15 protein-coding genes and 1 pseudogene are annotated in these 18705 nt (G+C 58.3%); 4 read left to right on the forward strand and 12 right to left on the reverse strand.

Translation table 11 applies throughout. From position 1 onward, the window contains the following. Positions 1-51 precede the first annotated feature (51 nt). Both treB and treR read right to left on the reverse strand, forming a co-directional pair. The gene (gene treB / locus HV355_RS20930; protein WP_010427357.1) at positions 52-1470 is read right to left on the reverse strand and encodes a PTS trehalose transporter subunit IIBC; all 1419 of its coding nucleotides are present in this window, start codon (positions 1468-1470) and stop codon (positions 52-54) included. Positions 1471-1598: 128 nt separating this feature from the next. Then, positions 1599-2546 (reverse strand): trehalose operon repressor TreR, encoded by a 948-nt coding sequence (gene treR / locus HV355_RS20935; RefSeq protein WP_126816366.1) that lies wholly within the window; start codon positions 2544-2546, stop codon positions 1599-1601. Between the two features lie 389 nt (positions 2547-2935). Between treR and mgtA the strand changes: the two genes are divergently transcribed. After that, positions 2936-5644: a magnesium-translocating P-type ATPase gene (mgtA, locus tag HV355_RS20940; protein ID WP_174341188.1), complete on the forward strand. Its 2709-nt coding sequence runs from the start codon at positions 2936-2938 to the stop codon at positions 5642-5644. A gap of 325 nt (positions 5645-5969) precedes the next feature. Further along, positions 5970-8354, forward strand: coding sequence for a family 20 glycosylhydrolase (locus HV355_RS20945; RefSeq protein ID WP_182403271.1), 2385 nt, complete (start codon positions 5970-5972; stop codon positions 8352-8354). Between the two features lie 85 nt (positions 8355-8439). On the opposite strand, the gene gbpA is transcribed toward HV355_RS20945, so the two are convergent. The 5 genes from gbpA to HV355_RS20970 form a co-directional block, all read right to left on the reverse strand. Further along, positions 8440-9891, reverse strand: coding sequence for an N-acetylglucosamine-binding protein GbpA (gbpA, locus tag HV355_RS20950; RefSeq protein WP_182403273.1), 1452 nt, complete (start codon positions 9889-9891; stop codon positions 8440-8442). A 130-nt stretch (positions 9892-10021) separates the two neighbouring features. Next, positions 10022-10408 (reverse strand): 2-iminobutanoate/2-iminopropanoate deaminase, encoded by a 387-nt coding sequence (gene ridA, locus HV355_RS20955; RefSeq protein ID WP_014882305.1) that lies wholly within the window; start codon positions 10406-10408, stop codon positions 10022-10024. A gap of 74 nt (positions 10409-10482) precedes the next feature. After that, a complete protein-coding gene (gene pyrI, locus HV355_RS20960) occupies positions 10483-10944 on the reverse strand; it encodes an aspartate carbamoyltransferase regulatory subunit (protein ID WP_023310197.1) in 462 nt (153 codons plus the stop codon). Between the two features lie 12 nt (positions 10945-10956). Further along, positions 10957-11889 carry an aspartate carbamoyltransferase gene (gene pyrB, locus HV355_RS20965; RefSeq protein ID WP_089599762.1) on the reverse strand — a complete coding sequence of 311 codons (933 nt, stop codon included), beginning with the start codon at positions 11887-11889 and terminating at the stop codon, positions 10957-10959. A gap of 34 nt (positions 11890-11923) precedes the next feature. Then, positions 11924-12028, reverse strand: coding sequence for a pyrBI operon leader peptide (locus tag HV355_RS20970; RefSeq protein WP_071524139.1), 105 nt, complete (start codon positions 12026-12028; stop codon positions 11924-11926). On the opposite strand from HV355_RS20970, the pseudogene HV355_RS20975 reads away from it, so the two are divergent. Further along, a pseudogene (locus HV355_RS20975) lies at positions 12008-12132 on the forward strand (hypothetical protein). The gene HV355_RS20970 and the pseudogene HV355_RS20975 sit on opposite strands and share 21 nt — an antisense overlap. Here the strand turns inward: HV355_RS20975 and HV355_RS20980 are convergent. The 5 genes from HV355_RS20980 to arcA all read right to left on the reverse strand — a co-directional run bounded on the left by HV355_RS20980 (position 12129) and on the right by arcA (position 17401). Beyond that, complete coding sequence (locus HV355_RS20980) at positions 12129-12608, reverse strand: ArgR family transcriptional regulator (protein WP_182403342.1); 480 nt, start codon at positions 12606-12608, stop codon at positions 12129-12131. The pseudogene HV355_RS20975 and the gene HV355_RS20980 overlap by 4 nt on opposite strands. 80 nt (positions 12609-12688) lie before the next feature. Continuing rightward, positions 12689-14092 carry a YfcC family protein gene (locus tag HV355_RS20985; RefSeq protein WP_148400905.1) on the reverse strand — a complete coding sequence of 468 codons (1404 nt, stop codon included), beginning with the start codon at positions 14090-14092 and terminating at the stop codon, positions 12689-12691. 46 nt (positions 14093-14138) lie between these two features. Continuing rightward, positions 14139-15143 carry an ornithine carbamoyltransferase gene (gene argF, locus HV355_RS20990; RefSeq protein ID WP_108417850.1) on the reverse strand — a complete coding sequence of 335 codons (1005 nt, stop codon included), beginning with the start codon at positions 15141-15143 and terminating at the stop codon, positions 14139-14141. 115 nt (positions 15144-15258) lie between these two features. Then, entirely contained in the window at positions 15259-16170 is a 912-nt protein-coding gene (gene arcC / locus HV355_RS20995; protein WP_039271906.1) for a carbamate kinase, read from the reverse strand. 10 nt (positions 16171-16180) lie between these two features. Then, positions 16181-17401, reverse strand: a complete 1221-nt coding sequence (arcA, locus tag HV355_RS21000; protein WP_042717403.1) for an arginine deiminase — start codon at positions 17399-17401, stop codon at positions 16181-16183. A 675-nt stretch (positions 17402-18076) separates the two neighbouring features. On the opposite strand from arcA, the gene HV355_RS21005 reads away from it, so the two are divergent. Continuing rightward, positions 18077-18529, forward strand: coding sequence for a YhcH/YjgK/YiaL family protein (locus HV355_RS21005; protein ID WP_182403274.1), 453 nt, complete (start codon positions 18077-18079; stop codon positions 18527-18529). Positions 18530-18705 lie beyond the last annotated feature (176 nt).

Raw genomic sequence — 18705 nt, forward strand, 5'->3', positions numbered from 1 at the left:
AGTGCGTTCCTGCAAATGCGAAGGGGCGCAACTGCGCCCCGAAAGAAGACGTTAAACAATCTGCAGCGTGCCCTGACGGAACTTACGCTGGTAAACCACGGTGGTGAGCGCCATTGGGACGATAATTGCTACCGCCATCGCCAGCGCAAATACCTGCCAGAACGCGGGCTGGATGGAAAGGATGCCCGGCAGGCCGCCGACGCCAATCCCGTTTGCCATCACCCCATTCAGGCCGCACAGCAAGCCTGCCAGACCGGAACCGATCATCGCGCAGAGCATCGGGAAGCGGTATTTCAGGTTGATACCGTACATTGCCGGTTCGGTGACGCCGAGGTAGGCGGAGATGGCTGCCGGAACGGAGATCTCACGCTCGTTGTGCTTGCGGCTGACGATGATGATGCCGGTCACCGCAGAGGCCTGCGCAATGTTAGACAGGGCGATAATCGGCCAGACTGGCGTGCCGCCAAGGCTTTGGATCATCTGCATATCAATCGCCAGCGTGGTCTGGTGCACGCCGGTGATCACCAGCGGGGCGTACAGGAAGCCAAACAGCGCGGCACCAATCGGCGCGAAGCTGCCGGTCATCAGGTGACGGACCGCGAAGGCCACGCCGTCGCCAATCATGCGGCCAAACGGACCGATAAAGGCGTGCGCCAGGAACACGGCAATAATCAGCGAGCAGACCGGCACCACCACCAGATAGAGGTAATCCGGCACGATGCGCTTCAGGCGCGTTTCAATAAAGCCCAGCGCCAGACCGGCCAGCAGTGCCGGGATCACCTGCGCCTGGTAGCCCACCTTAGCGATGGTAAACAGCCCGAAGTTCCACACCTCCGGCACCTGCTGCCCAAGTAAGTAAGCGTTCATTAACTGTGGAGAGACCAGCGTGACGCCCAGCACGATACCCAGAATCGGTGTGCCGCCCATTTTGCGTACCGCGGACCAGCAGATCCCCACCGGGAGATAGAAGAAGATCGCTTCGCCAATCAGCCACAGGAAGTCATAGATGCTCTGCAGCGCTGGGTACATCTGCGCCAGCGTTTTGCCGTCGCTCATCGGCACATCGCCGATGACGTTACGGAAGCCTAAGATTAAGCCCCCGCTGATCAGCGCCGGCAGCAGCGGGAAGAAGATCTCCGCGAAGTGGGAGATCAGCTGCTCGTGCCACTTCATATTCTGGCGCGCGGCCTTCTTCGCCTGCTCTTTATCAGCAGAAGAGTGCCCGGTTGTCGCCAGCAAAGCCTGATAGTAATCGCCCACTTCGGTACCAATAACGACCTGGAACTGACCGGCGTTGGTGAAGCAGCCTTTGACCATGGAAAGTTCTTCAATGGCCTTCGGGTTGGCTTTGGCCGGATCGTTCAGCACGAAGCGCAGGCGGGTAATACAATGACTGACGGTTGCGATGTTTTCGCGTCCGCCGACCAGGACGATCAGCCGATCGATATCTGCTTGTTTGACTTTACTCATCATGAAACCTCATGACAGATGGTGAGGGGGGGAATGACCTGAGCGCAAGCCTACTCCTTCAGCGTGACGGCGAAAATGGGAACGTTCCCGAAATCAGGCGAAGATCACAATAATCCGTTGAGAGGGGGTTAAGAGAGGTGGGCAGGAATGACGATCTGACGCGGCTCAGCGCGCCCGTTGATCTGCTCTATCAGCTGCGCGGCGGCCTGCCTGCCGGACTCGGCGTAGCCCGGATCGACGGTGATAATTTCCGGGTGCAGGAACTTCATCAGCGGCGTGCTGCCGACGCTCGCCACCTGGAGGTTATCGATGCGCTGCTCCTGCAGATATTTGCTGGCACCCAGCGCCAGGGTATCCGTGGCGCACACCAGCGCGGTGGTCTGCGGCGTCAGGACGCTGGCGACCTGCTCGTAGCCCTGCTTCATGCCCAGCCCTGGCAGGGAGGCCACGGCGGAGAGGTTGTGCTTTTTGCAAAAGGCCAGATACGCTTCGTGGCGGCGCTTGCCGGTGGTGACGTCCGCGTGCGGCACGCCCAGGTAGCTGATGTGGCGATGGCCTTGCTCGTACAGGCGCTGCATCAGGGTAATAATGGCGCCTTCATCGTCATAGCAGACGGACGCGAAACCGTGGGCATCGCGCGCCAGCAGCACCAGTGAGGGCTGCCAGGGTTTGAGCATCTCTTCTTTGATGCCGGTAAAACCAAACAGCACCACGCCATCAATATTGCGCCGCTGAAGCATACCCAAATGCTCTTCAACCAGTTGCACAGAGAACTGGCTCTCCATCATGATCGGGTCATAGCCCTGCTCGTAGAAGGCGGGCAGCATGGTCTGCACGGCGAGGTTTTCTGACAGGGAATCCAGACGCGAAACAATAATGGCGACCACCTTGTCACTCTGCCCGCGCATGGCGCGCGCGGAACGGGAAGGGGAAAAGCCGTGCTGGTTCATGACCGCCTCAACGCGCTCGCGCGTGCGTTCGCTGACGCCGCTTTCGTTGTTCAGCACGCGTGAGACGGTTGATTTCCCCACGCCGCTTAAACGCGCGATGTCTTTAATCGTAAGGCGGTTCTGCATGCTGTATTCCCTGTAACAACGACAAAATGATCAATTGAGCCTAATGCTATAGCGCGATTTCGCTATGGGCAAAGTCTGGTTTACGTTCGGTTTATTTGCGTGGGGTTATAATACCGCCCGATTAGCCACAAACGGTATGGTTAAATCCTTATACTGCGCGGCGACACCCTGATTTTTACTTACCGGAGGCCACATGGATCCCGATCCCACACCTCTCCTGAACGGGAGAAAACGTTCTTTCCGGTAAGCCAGCCTTGTTGCTGTCTCACCGGCGTGAGGCAGTAGCGTCTTAAACGTTCCTGCTTGAAAAATTAAGTGCCTCTCAGGTAAGGCTTTGCCACGCCTGAAGGAAATGCTGCGTCCGCGCTTGCGGATGCGGAGGAATGCCTATGTTTAAAAATATCACCCGGCAGCTGCAGGCCCTGCTGAGCCGCCACCTGCCACACCGTCTTGTTCAGCGCGACCCGCTGCCAGACGCCAAAAATATGGCGGGGGCGGCGATCCCCGCGTCCCTGACCGAACGCTGCCTGCACGCGGCGGCAATGGATGAAAACGAAGTCTGGCGCGCCTTTGGCGGTCACCCGGAAGGGCTGAATGCCGCAGAAGTGGAAAAAATCCGCGCCGTGCACGGCGATAACCAGATCCCGGCGCAAAAGCCCTCCCCATGGTGGGTACACCTGTGGCTCTGCTACCGCAACCCGTTCAACCTGCTGCTGACCGTGCTGGGCATCATCTCCTACGCCACTGAAGACCTGTTTGCCGCAGGCGTCATTGCCCTGATGGTGGGCATCTCCACGCTGCTGAACTTCATTCAGGAAGCCCGCTCCACCAAAGCGGCGGATGCCCTCAAGGCGATGGTCAGCAACACCGCGACCGTCTCGCGCGTGATTAACGATCTCGGCGAAAATGCCTGGGTGGAGCTGCCTATTGACCAGCTGGTGCCGGGCGATCTGGTGAAGCTGGCGGCGGGGGATATGATCCCGGCGGATTTACGCATCATCCAGGCGCGCGATCTGTTTGTGGCGCAGGCCTCGCTGACCGGGGAATCCCTGCCCGTTGAAAAGGTGGCGCGCAGCCGCGACCCGCAGCAGATGAACCCGCTCGAGTGCGACACCCTGTGCTTTATGGGCACCACGGTGGTCAGCGGCACCGCGCAGGCGATTGTCACCGCTACCGGGGGCAACACCTGGTTCGGACAGCTTGCCGGACGCGTCAGCGAGCAGGAGAGCGAGCCAAACGCCTTCCAGAAAGGCATTGGCCGCGTCAGCATGCTGCTGATCCGCTTTATGATGGTGATGACGCCGATCGTCCTGCTGATCAACGGCTACACCAAGGGCGACTGGTGGGAAGCGGCGCTGTTCGCGCTCTCCGTGGCCGTCGGCCTGACGCCGGAAATGCTGCCGATGATTGTCACCTCCACGCTGGCGCGCGGGGCGGTGAAGCTCTCTAAACAGAAGGTGATCGTCAAACACCTCGACGCCATCCAGAACTTTGGCGCGATGGACATCCTCTGTACCGATAAAACCGGCACCCTGACGCAGGACAAAATCGTGCTGGAGAACCATACGGATGTCGCCGGTAAAACCAGCGAGCGCGTGCTGCACAGCGCGTGGCTGAACAGCCACTACCAGACCGGGCTGAAAAACCTGCTCGACGTCGCGGTGCTGGAAGGGGTAGACGAAGAATCCGCCCGCACGCTCTCCCGCCGCTGGCAGAAGGTGGATGAGATCCCGTTCGACTTCGAGCGCCGTCGCATGTCGGTGGTGGTGAGCGAGCAGCAGGACGTCCACCAGCTGATCTGTAAAGGCGCGCTGCAGGAGATCCTCAACGTGTCGACGCAGGTTCGCCATAACGGCGACATCGTGCCGCTGGACGACACCATGCTGCGCCGCATCAAACGCGTCACCGATAACCTGAACCGTCAGGGGCTGCGCGTGGTAGCCGTCGCCAGCAAGTTCCTGCCCGCGCGTGAAGGGGACTATCAGCGTATCGACGAATCCGATCTGATCCTCGAAGGTTACATCGCCTTCCTCGATCCGCCGAAAGAGACCACCGCACCGGCGCTGAAGGCGCTGAAGGCGAGCGGTATTACCGTCAAAATTCTCACCGGAGACAGCGAGCTGGTGGCGGCCAAAGTGTGCCATGAGGTGGGGCTGGACGCGGGCGACGTGGTGGTGGGGAGCGATATTGAACATCTCTCCGACGATGAGCTGGCGAAGCTTGCCCAGCGCACCACGCTGTTTGCCCGCCTGACCCCGATGCACAAAGAGCGCATCGTCACGCTGCTGCGTCGCGAAGGACACGTGGTGGGCTTTATGGGCGACGGCATCAACGACGCGCCCGCGCTGCGTGCGGCGGATATTGGTATCTCCGTCGACGGCGCGGTGGACATCGCCCGCGAGGCGGCGGATATCATCCTGCTGGAAAAGAGCCTGATGGTGCTGGAGGAGGGCGTAATCGAAGGCCGCCGCACCTTCGCCAACATGCTCAAGTACATCAAAATGACCGCCAGCTCCAACTTCGGTAACGTCTTCAGCGTGCTGGTGGCGAGCGCGTTTCTGCCGTTCCTGCCGATGCTGCCGCTGCACCTGCTGATCCAGAACCTGATGTACGATGTCTCTCAGGTGGCGATCCCGTTTGATAACGTGGACGACGAGCAGATCCAGAAGCCGCAGCGCTGGAACCCCGCCGATCTGGGCCGCTTTATGCTGTTCTTTGGGCCGATCAGCTCCATCTTCGACATTCTGACCTTCTGCCTGATGTGGTTTGTGTTCCACGCCAACACGCCGGAACACCAGACGCTGTTCCAGTCCGGCTGGTTCGTGGTGGGACTGCTGTCGCAGACGCTGATTGTGCACATGATCCGCACGCGTCGTATCCCGTTCATTCAGAGCCGCGCGGCGTGGCCGCTGATTGTGATGACGGGCATTGTGATGGCGCTCGGCATCGCGCTGCCGTTCTCACCGCTGGCGAGCTACCTTCAGCTGCAGGCGCTGCCGCTGAGCTACTTCCCGTGGCTGGTGGCGATCCTCGCCGGTTATATGGTGCTGACCCAGATGGTGAAAGGGTTCTATGCGCGTCGGTATGGGTGGCAGTAACGGCAAGCCCGGTGGCGCTGCGCTTACCGGGCCTACGATCCGAACGTAGGCCGGGTAAGGCGAAGCCGCCACCCGGCAACTGGCTTTTCTCTCAAATTCAACAACCTGTGATCTCCGTCAGCGCATTCGCTTGACGACAAATTGAGCGCATGTTAACAGAATGTTTTGCCTTTCTACCCTAAATAATTCGAGTTGCATGAAGGCGGCAAAGGAGTGAATCCCCGGGAGCTTACATAAGTAAGTGACCGGGGTGAACGAGTGCAGCCAACGCACAGGCAACTTGAAGTATGACGGGTATATTTGGCCCGTCAGATAAGGAACATTCATGTTACGGTACAGTCTCTTAACCGCCGGGCTGATGCTCGGCACCTCTGCCTTCGCCTCTCCGGGAGGCGATCTCCCTTTAATGCCCTGGCCTGCTAAGGTCGAACGCCCGACGACACAGGGCGCGCTGGTGCTTAACGATAAAATTTCCGTTAGCGTCAGCGGCGACGATCTCGGTGACGCCGTCAGCCGCCTGCGCCAGCGCATTGCCCTGCAAACCGGCTGGACGCTGCAGCCGCAGGCTGAAAAGCCAGACAAACCGACCATCCGCATTGCCATCGCTAAAAAGGTGAAGCCGCAGCCGCTGCCGGACAGCGATGAAACCTATACGCTCACGGTGGACGCCAACGGCGTAACTATCTCCGCCAATACCCGCTTTGGTGCCATGCGCGCCATGGAAACCCTGCTCCAGCTGATGCAGAACGGAGCGGAAAACACCTCGCTGCCGTGGGTCACCATTGAAGATTCACCGCGCTTCCCGTGGCGCGGGCTGCTGCTGGACTCGGCGCGTCACTTTATTCCGCTGCCGGATATCAAACGCCAGATCGACGGCATGGCCGCCGCCAAGCTTAACGTGCTGCACTGGCACTTAACCGACGATCAGGGCTGGCGCTTCAGCTCGAAGCGTTACCCTAAACTGACGCAGCTTGCCAGCGACGGGCTGTTCTACACGCCAGAGCAGATGCGCGAGGTGGTGCGTTACGCCACCGAACGCGGCATTCGCGTAGTGCCGGAAATCGACATGCCGGGCCACGCCTCGGCGATTGCCGTGGCCTATCCGGAGCTGATGAGCGCCCCGCGGCCTTATGAAATGGAGCGCCACTGGGGCGTCCTGAAGCCGGTGCTGGATCCGACAAAAGACGCAACCTACACCTTCGCCGACGCGATGGTCAGCGAACTGGCGGCGATCTTCCCCGATCCGTACCTGCATATCGGCGGCGATGAGGTGGACGACAGCCAGTGGAAAGATAATGCGGCGATCCAAAAATTCATGCGCGATAACAAGCTCTCGGACAGCCACGCGCTGCAGGCGTATTTCAACCGCAAGCTGGAGACGATCCTCGAGAAACACCACCGGCAGATGGTCGGGTGGGACGAGATCTACCATCCCGACCTGCCGAAAAGCATTCTGATCCAGTCCTGGCAGGGGCAGGATGCGCTGGGGCAGGTGGCGCAAAACGGCTACAAGGGCATTCTGTCGACGGGCTTCTATCTCGACCAACCGCAATCTACCGCTTACCACTACCGGAATGAAATCGTGCCGCAGGGCTTAAACGGCGTGGATGTGATTGCAGACACCGACAGCGTCCAGAGCTGGGCCTTCACCATGCCGCGCCTGAAGGGCAAGCCGGTTGAGGGGAGCTTCACGCTGGTGAAAGGGGATGCCGGCTGGCGTGGATTTATTGATTTTGCCGGGAAATCTCGCCGCGCGGTGCAGGATATTGAATGGCGTGACGACAATCAGGTCACGTTTACCGTCGACACCTGGATGGGCGAAACGCGCCCGGTGGTCTCCGTTGATAACGATAAGCTGAGCGGCTATTTCCTGGTGGGGAACACCCGCTACCCGATTAGCGGCAAGCGTCTGGACGAGGTGCCGAAAGGCATTCCGCCGGTCGTGCCGGATGTAGCGAATCAGACCAACCTGCTTGGCGGCGAAGCGGCGCTGTGGGCGGAAAACGTGGTGGCACCGGTGCTGGATATCCGCCTGTGGCCGCGCGCCTTTGCGGTGGCAGAGCGGCTGTGGTCAGCGAAGGACGTCAACGACGTCGACAACATGTACACCCGCCTGCAGGCGATGGACAGCTGGTCGACGGTGTCGGTCGGTCTGCAGCAGCATACCCAGCAGCAGGTGCAGTTCACGCGGTTGGCAAACAATGCCGATACCCTGCCGCTGCAGATCCTCGCGCAGGCGGTAGAACCCGCGCAGTATTACACCCGTCAGCACCTGAAGTTCCAGGCCGGAAACTACCATCAGTTCGAGCCGCTCAACCGCTTCGCGGATGCGCTTAACGCCGAAAGCGCCACGGTGCGCCAGATGAACAAATGGGCCGATCGTCTGGTGAGCGATGCGGAAGACACGGAAAGCGCCGACGCGCTGCGCCACGTCTTTAACCGCTGGCAGAGCAACACCAGCGACGCGCTGGCGCTAAGCGAAAACAGCTATCAGCTGAAGGCGATGAAGCCGGTGATTCAGGAGGTGGATAAGCTGGCCTCGATTGGCCTGAGGCTGACGGATCTTGTGGCGCGTCAGGGCACGCTGGATGATAAAGAGATCGCGTCGATTCAGAGCGAGCTGGATAACGCGGCGAAGGTGCAGGACGAGGTGGTGATTGCGGCGGTGTATCCGCTGGAGACGTTGCTCAGAGCGACGCGGAATCAGTAGTAAAAACGCCCGGTGGCGCTACGCTTACCGGGCCTACGTGACGTGTAGGCCCGGCAAACGCAGTGCCGCCGGGCATGAAGGCAACTCAGTTCTTAAGAACCCACGCCTCTTTCCAGTGTGAACCTGTGCCCGGCTCATACTGGGTCGCGTATTTGCTCCACTGCACGCAGTAGCCGCTGTACGGGAAAGGCTTACATTCGTAGGTCTTACCGTCTTTCGGCTGCAACACCACGGTGCCAGCTTTGTACGACGCAATATTGTCCGGGAAGATATAGTCATGCTGACCCGTGCTGTCCGCCGCCGCTTCGCCTTCCAGCATCAGGTTCAGGACATCCTGCGCAAACAGCGTGCCGTCTTTGTTGGTGGCGTAGTACTTGAGCATATGATGACCCGCTTCAACGCCGGTCAGCGTCATGGTGACGTCCTGATTCGCGTTGTTCATCTCCTGCTTGAGATACCCTTTTTCCGCACCGTGATGGTTCATGACGTGGGCTTCGAAATCGACGTTACCGTGGGTATTCACATGGAAGGTCACGGTGGCGTTGCCCTGTTCGATTTTGCTGTACTGCAGGCCAGAGACGGTAATCGTCTCGTTAACCTCCGCTTTCTGCTCCTCATAGGAGATCGCAACGGATTTCAGCGTACTGCCGTCTTTCACGTAGACGCTGTTCGCGCCGTGAACCGGGCTAATTTCGCCGCCTTCATCCTTCACGCCGACGCGGACGTCATGGTGCGCGGCGTTAATTTTCTGCGCCAGATCGTAAGACCACTGGTTGGCATCACCCTGGGCAGCGGTGGCGATCGTCATGTCGGTGCGCATGGCCGTGACTTCACCGTTAGCGTCGAAGAAGCGGGCAATGACCTTATCGCCCGCGTTCAGGTTATTACCGGCAATCTGCCCGCTCAGGGTTTTGCTCCATTCGGAAACAACGCCCGGGTTTTCATCCGGCGAAACGTTGCCGCCGTTCCCAAAATCAACGTCAATGGCCTGGTAGAAACTGTTTGAGGTATCCGCAATTTCCCAGACGCCATAAATCACCTGGTAACCCGTACGTGCAGGTACATTACAGGTCATGGCTTTACGCATCTCAGGCGCCTGGCCATTTCCATTCACGGTACAGAACGGGGTTAATTCAAACTGGTCGCGGGTCAGGGGCTTATTCGGATCCCAGTTTTGCCTGGTGATGTAGTAACGCCAGTTGGTAGTTTTGTGCGGCGCGGTGTGATACCAGACGAATTCATGCGCGCCTGCGGTCATCGGCGTTTTCGTCCAGGCATTCATACTCTGTTTATCCAGCTGGGAGTAGTTAGCGATCCCCGCGTTGGCGAGCTGGCCGTCCGGCGGTAGCGCCCCCGTCGGGAAGCCGGAGGTTTTCTCCACGCTCTGCGGTTCATACTGTACGGAACCGCAATCAATATTTTGACCGAGCTTACACATATAGGCGCGGCTGGCAGGTGATTCAATATAACCGTGCGCCAACGCGGAAGACGCAACGGCCATCGTCGCCACCGCCAACGCTATTTTCGAAAGTTTCATTGTTAGTCCATTAATAATAAATATGCAGCGCAATGTTATTAATGGCAGGCGGGGGACGTCATGCTGCGGTGAGAGGAAAAATAGCCAAAAAAAAGGACGGCCGAAGCCGCCCATGAATTATTGAGATCAATTAGCGACGTACGGCAATCGCTTCGATTTCAATTTTCACGTCTTTTGGCAGACGGGCCACTTCCACGCAGGAGCGCGCCGGGAAGGTGGCGTTGTGCTCGGTGAAGAAAGCTTCATACGTGGCGTTAACGGTGGCGAAGTCGTTCAGATCTTTCACGAAAACGGTGGTTTTCACGATATCGCCCACTTTCAGGCCAGCGGATTCCACGATCGCCTGCACGTTTTCCAGCGACTGACGCGCCTGAGCCGCGACGTCGGCCGGTACTTCACCGGTTTTTGGGTTCACCGGGATCTGGCCCGAAGTGATGATCATGCTGCCCAGATCAACGCCCTGAACGTATGGGCCGATAGCCGCTGGTGCATTTTCCGTCGCGAGTACTTTGGTCATGATTTCTCCAGAATAACAGCTGATTTAAGAGTCCCGGCCATTATAGGGAGGCCGGGATCCTTTACCAACCTCAATTAGTTGGCCAGCACCACATAATGAGAAAACTCTTTTTCGCAGTATTTGCATTTGAGCGCGATGTCATCGGCGCGTTTTTTCACTGCAAAGCTGGAGGAAACCGGCTCAGCGTGGCTGATGCAGTTGCTGTTCGGGCAGACCAGCACGCTTTCGATGCGATCCGGCAGGCTCGGGCGGGATTTGCCGACCACTTCATACTCGTCGATGCGGTTAACGGTGGCGTCCGGCGCGTAAAGCGACAGCTGGTTGACCTGCTCGTCGGTCAGGAAGGTGTTCTCGATTTTGATCAGGTCCTTGCGGCCCATCTCGCCTGACGGCAGGTTCAGGCCGATGGTGATGCGCTGGTCGGTTTCGGTCAGTTTGAACAGCGTCAGCAGCTTAAAGCCCACCTGCGCAGGGATGTGGTCAATCACGGTGCCACGCTTGATGGCTTCAACCTGGAGTTTGTTATCGTGTGTCATTGTCGTTTCCCCTTACAGTGCCAATTCGCGATTCAGAACCAGTGCCAGTAACGCCTGGCGGGCGAAGATGCCGTTTCCGGCCTGCTGGAAGTACCAGGCGTGCGGCGTTTTGTCCACGTCTGTGGTGATCTCATCGATGCGCGGCAGCGGGTGCAGCACCTTCATGTTGTCGCGCGCGCCCTCGAGGTCGCTGGCGCGCAGTACGAACTGCGCCTTCACGTTGGCGTATTCGGACGGATCCAGACGCTCTTTCTGCACGCGGGTCATGTAGAGAATATCCACGTTGCCCATCACTTCTTCTATGCTGGCGTGCAGGCTCCACTGAATGCCTTTCTCGTCCAGCATGTCGAGAATGTACTGCGGCATCGCCAGCGCGTCAGGCGCGATGAAGAAGAAGCGGTTGCCATTAAATTTCGCCAGCGCCTGGGTCAGGGAGTGGACGGTGCGGCCATATTTCAGGTCACCGACCATGGCGATGTTCAGGTTCTCGAGCGTGCCCTGGGTTTCCTGAATGGTGAACAGATCCAGCAGGGTCTGCGTCGGGTGCTGGTTGGCACCGTCACCGGCGTTCAGTACCGGAATGCCGCCGGAAAACTCGGTTGCCAGACGCGCCGCGCCCTCCTGCGGGTGGCGCATCACAATCGCGTCGACGTAGGTGCTGATGACTGAAATGGTATCCGCCAGGGTCTCGCCTTTTTTACCCAGCGACGTGTTGCTGCTGTCTGAGAAGCCCACCACGCTCGCGCCCAGGCGGTGCATGGAGGTCTCAAAGGAGAGGCGCGTGCGGGTCGAGGCTTCGAAGAAGCAGCTCGCAATCACCTTATGCTTCAGCAGCTCCGGTTGCGGATTGGCCTTCAGTTTTGCCGCGGTTTCCAGAACCAGTTCCAGCTCTTCGCGGCTGAGGTCGTTTATGGAAATGATGTGTTTTTGATAAAGCGGATTCATGTTTATCTCCTGACGCCGGGCAAAAAAAAGCCCCTCAAATGAGGGGCTCTGGGAATAGGTTTAGCAACGGGAAGAAAAACGGCAGGCCAGCGTCTGATTTCAGACGCGGTAAGACGATATGTCGTACACGCTTGACCATGCTTCCTCCCGGCAAATTGTCGGGCATTATACGCAGCTCGTTTTGCGGATCAAGCGATTTAATGCACGCTTTACTCAATGCAAACGGTTCTTTATGAATATTAATGCGTTCTGAGTAAATAATTAATTTGCTTATGCACCAGCGCGGTGCGCTTCACGATGCGAGGGGTGACCCAGACGATACTGCTTCCGGCCACCACGCCTAAAATTTCCGGTAACTGGTGATAATCCAGAATACGCGCCACCGCGCGGCCATATCCGGCAACGGTATGGATAAGGATAAATTCGCTATTGTGCTCCACGCTCACCACCATTTCGGAGACGGTGCGCGCGGCATCAGGGGCAGGGCGCAGCTGGGGATTCAGCGAATAAATTTTTAGACCTTTGGCATTTCGAATTTTTATGACACCAAGCAACTTGAGCAGACGTGAAACGGTGGACTGGCTGATGGTCTCAAAACCACGCTCCTGCAAATCCCGGCGGATCTCCTCCTGGGAAAGGTAGCTCTTTTCCGCGATCAGACGCTGGCAGACCGTTAGCTGTAGTTGCTCTTTGGGAGAGTACTCTTCGTAATCCATCATAGTTCCCATATCAGTTCCCGAAATAACCGGTGGCACCGCACCGATCCGTAGGCCGGATAAGCGCAGCGCCATCCGGCAAATCACAACATGGCACCCAGGCTTAACGCCACCATAATCACCACCGTTAATATCCCCAGCAGCGGTGCCACCCATTTTAGATAGCGCACGTAGGGCACGCGGGCGATAGCCAGACCGCCCATCACGACGGCTGAGGTGGGAGTGACCAGGTTAACGATGCCGGACGCCGACTGGTAAGCCGTGACCACCAGGTCGCGGTTGACGTTAGCGAAATCGGCAAGGGGTGCCATGATCGGCATCGTCAGAACGGCAAGGCCGGACGAAGAAGGCACAAGAAACGACAGCACCACTTCCAGCCAGTACATCACGTTGATGAACGCCACCGTCGACAACCCGGTAACCATCCCCTCGGCGCTGTGCAAAATGGTGTGGGTAATCATGCCCTTATCCATGATGACTACGATACCGCGCGCGATGCCGATAATCAGCGCGACGCCCAGCAAATCTCGCGCGCCGTTGATAAACGTCGACGTCAGCTCCTCTTCGCTCATGCGGGCAATCAGGCCGACGATAATCGCGCTGGCGAGGAACACCGCCGAAATCTCCGCCATCCACCAGCCCAGCACCGCCACGCCGTATATCATCACCGCGAAGGCGAGGGCAAAAATCACCAGGATGATTTTGCGCACCGGGGTAAATTCCAGCGACTGTTCGCCCTTGTCGCCGAGGAAATGGGCGCGGTTCTCTTCCTGCTTGTCGGCAACGATCGACAGCGACGGATCCTGACGCACCTTACGGGCGTAACGCATCACCCACGCCACGCAGATGATCCAGCCGATGACCAGCAGCGCCACGCGCAGGGCGATACCGTTGGTGAAGGGGATCCCGGCGGCGTTGGCGGCGATCACCGTGGCAAACGGGTTGATGGTGGAGCCGAGGGTGCCGATCCCCGCGCCAAGCAGCACGGTGGAGGCGGCGACAACCGGATCGAAACGCGCGGCCAGCATTACCGGCACCAGCAGGGTGTAGAACGGCAGCGACTCTTCGGCCATGCCGTAAATGGTGCCGCCTGCGGCAAACAGCGCCATCAGGATCGGGATCATCCACTCCTCGCGGCCGCGAAGCCGGGTGGTGACGCGCTCGATCCCGGCGTCAATTGCCCCGGTTTTGGTGACGATCCCGAGAAATCCCCCGATGATCAGGATAAACAGCGCCACGTCGATTGCCCCGGCCTGGCCGGACTCCGGATCGTACAGCCCGGCAATCGGCGCCATCAGGACGGAAACTAGCCCCTGCGGGTGCGCCGCCACGTGCGCGTAGGTTCCGGCAACCGGCACTTCTTTGCCGAGCGCCTCGTTCATTGCCATATGGTACTGCCCGGCCGGTACAACCCACGTCAGCACGGCTACAACGGCAATCAGAAAAAAGAGGATGGTGTAAGCGGAGGGAAACTTGAACTTGCCCATGATGTTCTCCTGAACCCGGCGCACCCCGCGGCGCGCCGGGCGGTGATTAGTCGCCGAGTGTCGCCACCATGACCGCTTTAATGGTGTGCATGCGGTTTTCTGCTTCGTCGAAGACGATGGAGTTCGGTGATTCGAAGACCTCTTCCGTCACCTCCAGCCCCTTCAGGCCGTACGCCATCTCGATCTCGCGGCCCACTTTGGTGTGCTCGTTGTGGAACGCGGGCAGGCAGTGCATAAACTTGACGTTCGGGTTGCCGGTGGCTTTCATCACCTGCGCGTTAATCTGATACGGCTTCATCAGGCTGACGCGCTCGGCCCAGGCGTCTTTCGGCTCGCCCATGGAGACCCACACGTCGGTGTAGAGGAAATCAGTGCCCTGCACGCCTTCTTCCACGTCGTCGGTCAGCGTGATGCGCGCGCCCGTCTCTTTGGCGATGGCGCGGCACTGCTCAACCAGACCCGCTTCCGGCCAGAAGGATTTCGGCGCGACGAGGCGGATGTCCATTCCCATCTTGGCCGCCCCGACCATCAGCGAGTTGCCCATGTTGTTACGCGCATCCCCGAGGTAGGCAAAGCTCAGCTCCGGCAGGGTTTTGCCCGGCGCGTGCTCCAGCATGGTCATCAGGTCGGCGAGGATCTGCGTTGGGTGGAACTCGTCGGTCAGACCGTTCCACACCGGTACGCCCGCATACTCGCCCAGCTCTTCGACGATGGCCTGGCCGTAGCCGCGGTATTCGATGCCGTCATACATGCGGCCTAATACGCGGGCGGTGTCCTTCATTGACTCTTTATGGCCAATCTGCGATCCGCTTGGGCCGAGATAGGTGACCTGTGCGCCCTGGTCGAATGCGCCCACTTCAAAGGCGCAGCGGGTGCGGGTAGAGGTTTTTTCAAAAATCAGGGCGATGTTTTTTCCGACCAGGGTTTTCTTTTCGCGCCCGGCTTTTTTGGCGGCCTTCAGCTCGATGGCGAGGTCGATCAGGTACTGGATCTCCGCCGGGGTGTAGTCCAGCAGTTTCAGGAAGTTGCGGTTTTTCAGGTTGATGGTCATGGGTAAATCCTTTTTAAAATTTGTGCTGTCTGATGCCCTCACCCCGGCCCTCTCCCACGGGGAGAGGGGGGCTTACATTCCCTCTCCCTCCGGGAGAGGGTTAGGGTGAGGGGGGTTAGTTACGAATCAACGTGCCTTTCTCGCCCGCCAGGATCTCCGCGCCGTCGGCCAGCGCGCCGATCCCGGCTATCCCATTGCAGGCCTCAACAAACTCGCGGCAGGCGGCGACCTTCGGCCCCATCGATCCGGCGTCGAACTGCATGCCTCTGAGCAGCTCCGGCGTCACCTGCGCCAGCGGGCGCTGGGTCGGTTTGCCCCAGTCGAGGTACACCGCGTCGGCATCGGTCAAAATCAGCAGGGCGTCGGCCTCAATCTGGCGCGCCAGCAGGGCGGCGGAGAGGTCTTTGTCGATCACCGCCTCAATGCCGCGATAGCCGTTGGCGTTTTCCACCACCGGCACGCCGCCGCCGCCGTTGCAGATCACCAGGTGGTCGCGCTGAATAAGCGCCGTGATGGCGTCGCTCTCAACGATGCGCTTCGGCTGCGGCGACGGCACCACGCGGCGGAAGTAGCTGCCGTCGGCCTTAAACACCCAGCCTTTTTCCGCGGCCAGCGCTTTAGCCTGGGCTTCGCTGTAGACCGGGCCGATGTACTTGGTCGGGTTGCTGAACGCCGGGTCGGCGGCGTCCACTTCCACCTGCGTGAGCAGGACGCTGACCTCGCGCTGGGGCAGATTGTTTTTCAGCGCCTGCTGGAGCATGTAGCCGATCATCCCCTGGCTTTCGGCACCGAGAACGTCCAGCGGGTAGGGCGTCACTTTGTCGTAGGCGCTGTTCTGCAGCGCCAGCAGCCCGACCTGCGGCCCGTTGCCGTGCACCAGCACCACGCGCCACTGTTCCGTCAGCCCGGCGATGGTGCGGGCGGCCTGCTCGATGTTCTGGCGCTGGATCTCCGCTTCCAGCGGCTCGCCGCGCTTGAGCAGCGCGTTGCCGCCAAGCGCCACAACCAGAGTGGGTTTTCGTTCCATGATGGCTCCTTTAAATTCCGTCGCGTTCCAGTGGGCAGCTCATGCAGCGCGCGCCGCCGCGGCCGCGTCCGAGTTCGTCGCCAGGGATGGGCAGCACGGTGATGCCCGCTTTGTCGTACTTCTCGTTGGTCCAGACGTTGCGCTCGTAGCCGATCACTACGCCGGGGCGGATGGTTAGCACGTTGTTGGCGTCGTTCCACTGCTCGCGTTCGGCTTCGAAGGCGTCGCCGCCGGTGGTTATCAGGCGCACCTGGCTAATGCCGAGGGCCTTCTCGATGGCGTGCAGCAGGTCGGTTTCCTGGGTGCGCAGCAGGCCGCCGCGTCCGTCCGGGGTGAGCGTCCAGCACTGGGCGTCTTTGCGCACCACTTCCGGGTAGACGGAGAAGGTGTCCACGTCGATGTGGGTCATAACGGTGTCGAGGTGCATGCAGGAGCGGTGTTTTGGCAATTCAACGGCGATCACGCGCTCTGCCTGGCGGTGTTTGAACAGGCTGTTGGCGAGAAACTCCACGCCCTGCGGCGTCGTGCGCTCGGACATGCCGATCAGGACCGCGCCGCGGCCAATCACTAATACGTCGCCGCCTTCTAAGGTGGCGTGGTCGTAATTAATATTTTCGTCGCCGAAATATTTAATAAAATCGCCGTCGGCAAACGCCGGGTGCCAGCGATATATTGCTCGCAGGTTATTCGTTTCGCGCTGACGGGCCGGTTTCGCCATCGGGTTAATGGACACGCCGTTATAAATCCAGCACGAGGTATCGCGGGTAAATAAATGGTTCGGCAGCGGCTTCATAATAAAATCATTCGCCGTGTGGGTATCGACCACCATATTTTTAATGGCTGCCGGAATTTCACCGTAGGTTAATCCGCCGCTTAATCTGCGCGCCAGTTCGCGGTGCGGCATATCCGCCAGCCAGCCGCGGACGTCGCCTGCAAAGGTGGGGCCGAGGCGGTAGTCGGAGATTTGCGTATCCAGAAGCCAGGCCTTCGCCTCTGCAATATCAAGGGTTTGTGTCAGAAGGTCGGTCAACAGCAGGACTTCCACACCCTGCTCGCGCAGCGTGTTTGCGAAAATGTCATGCTCCTCACCCGCCCGTTCAACCGAGAGCACGTCGTCAAATAGCAGCTCCTGACAGTTTGACGGGGTTAAACGTTTAAGACTTAAATTTGGGCGGTGCAGCATAACGCTACGCAATTGACCAATTTCAGAACCGACGTAATGCTTTTCCATAATTATTCCTTTAACTGTTTTTCAGAATAAAAAGGGCATGCGCCATGTGATGTATTTAATTGCATGGCGGCTAAGCTCAATTGATTTCGTGATTCATACTAGGCAGTTAAATAATCCGTATTGTGATATTGCTCACGCGAAACCGGATATTAAGGGGTTTGTTTTCATTTGCATGATTCGCATCAGATAATGATTAATTTCATATTATTGAGGGGTGAATAGCTAAGCAGGATCCGGTGGCATTATTTGAGGTTGTTATTATTTTGTAGATTTTAATCTTTTGAAATATCTTGTTATGTTGCTGATTTTAAATAATAAATATTATGCATAAGAATGGCTATGCAATTAACGTAATTAACTATTTTTGACTTAAGAAAAATCAATAAATAATTATGGTTTTTTAGAGCAAATTATCAAAACAGTAAAGTGTGAGGCGGCAACGGGTTTTGTTAATTAGAGAGCATGATCAAGAGGTTAGAACAGCCGTGCGATAAACACGGATCGAGGTTATGCATAACCCCTGCATAAATGCCTGGGCAGGGTTAACAGCAAATTAACACCATTCCCGATAAACATGCGCTCGCGAAAACCTCTTCCAAAAAGGGCTGGTATGGCAGCCGGGATTCTCGTATAAAAGATAAAAATGAAACATTGTTTTATATTGAGGGTTGAAACATGATTATTGGCAACATCCACCATCTGCAGTCCTGGCTGCCTGACGATCTGCGTCAGGCCATTGAGCACGTCAAAACTCACGTCACTGACGCCACGCCGCTCGGAAAACACGACATCAACGGCAACAGCCTGTTTTATCTGGTCTCGGAAGACATGACCCAACCGTTCGCCGAGCGCCGCGCCGAGTACCACGCGCGCTATCTGGACATCCAGATAATTATGAAGGGCCAGGAAGGGATGACCTTCAGCACCCTGCCGCACGGCACGCCGGACACCGACTGGCTGGCGGACAAAGACATCGCGTTTCTGCCGGAAGGCGAGCAGGAGAAAACCGTGGTGCTGAGCGAAGGGGATTTTGTGGTGTTCTGGCCGGGCGAAGTGCATAAGCCGCTGTGCGCGGTGGGAGCGCCGGCGCAGGTGCGTAAGGTTGTGGTGAAGATGCTGGTAGAGTAACCCTTACCCCTCACCCTAACCCTCTCCCCAAAGGGGAGAGGGAACTGCACCGAGCCATCTTTTCCCCCTCGCCCCTATGGGGAGAGGGCCGGGGTGAGGGGCAATATGTGATCCAGCTTAAATTTCCCGCACTCCCTTTTCTCTTCCCATTTACCTGCGCTTTTTCTGCGTCATAG

Source organism: Enterobacter sp. RHBSTW-01064 (assembly GCF_014103035.1).
Lineage (GTDB): Bacteria > Pseudomonadota > Gammaproteobacteria > Enterobacterales > Enterobacteriaceae > Enterobacter > Enterobacter mori.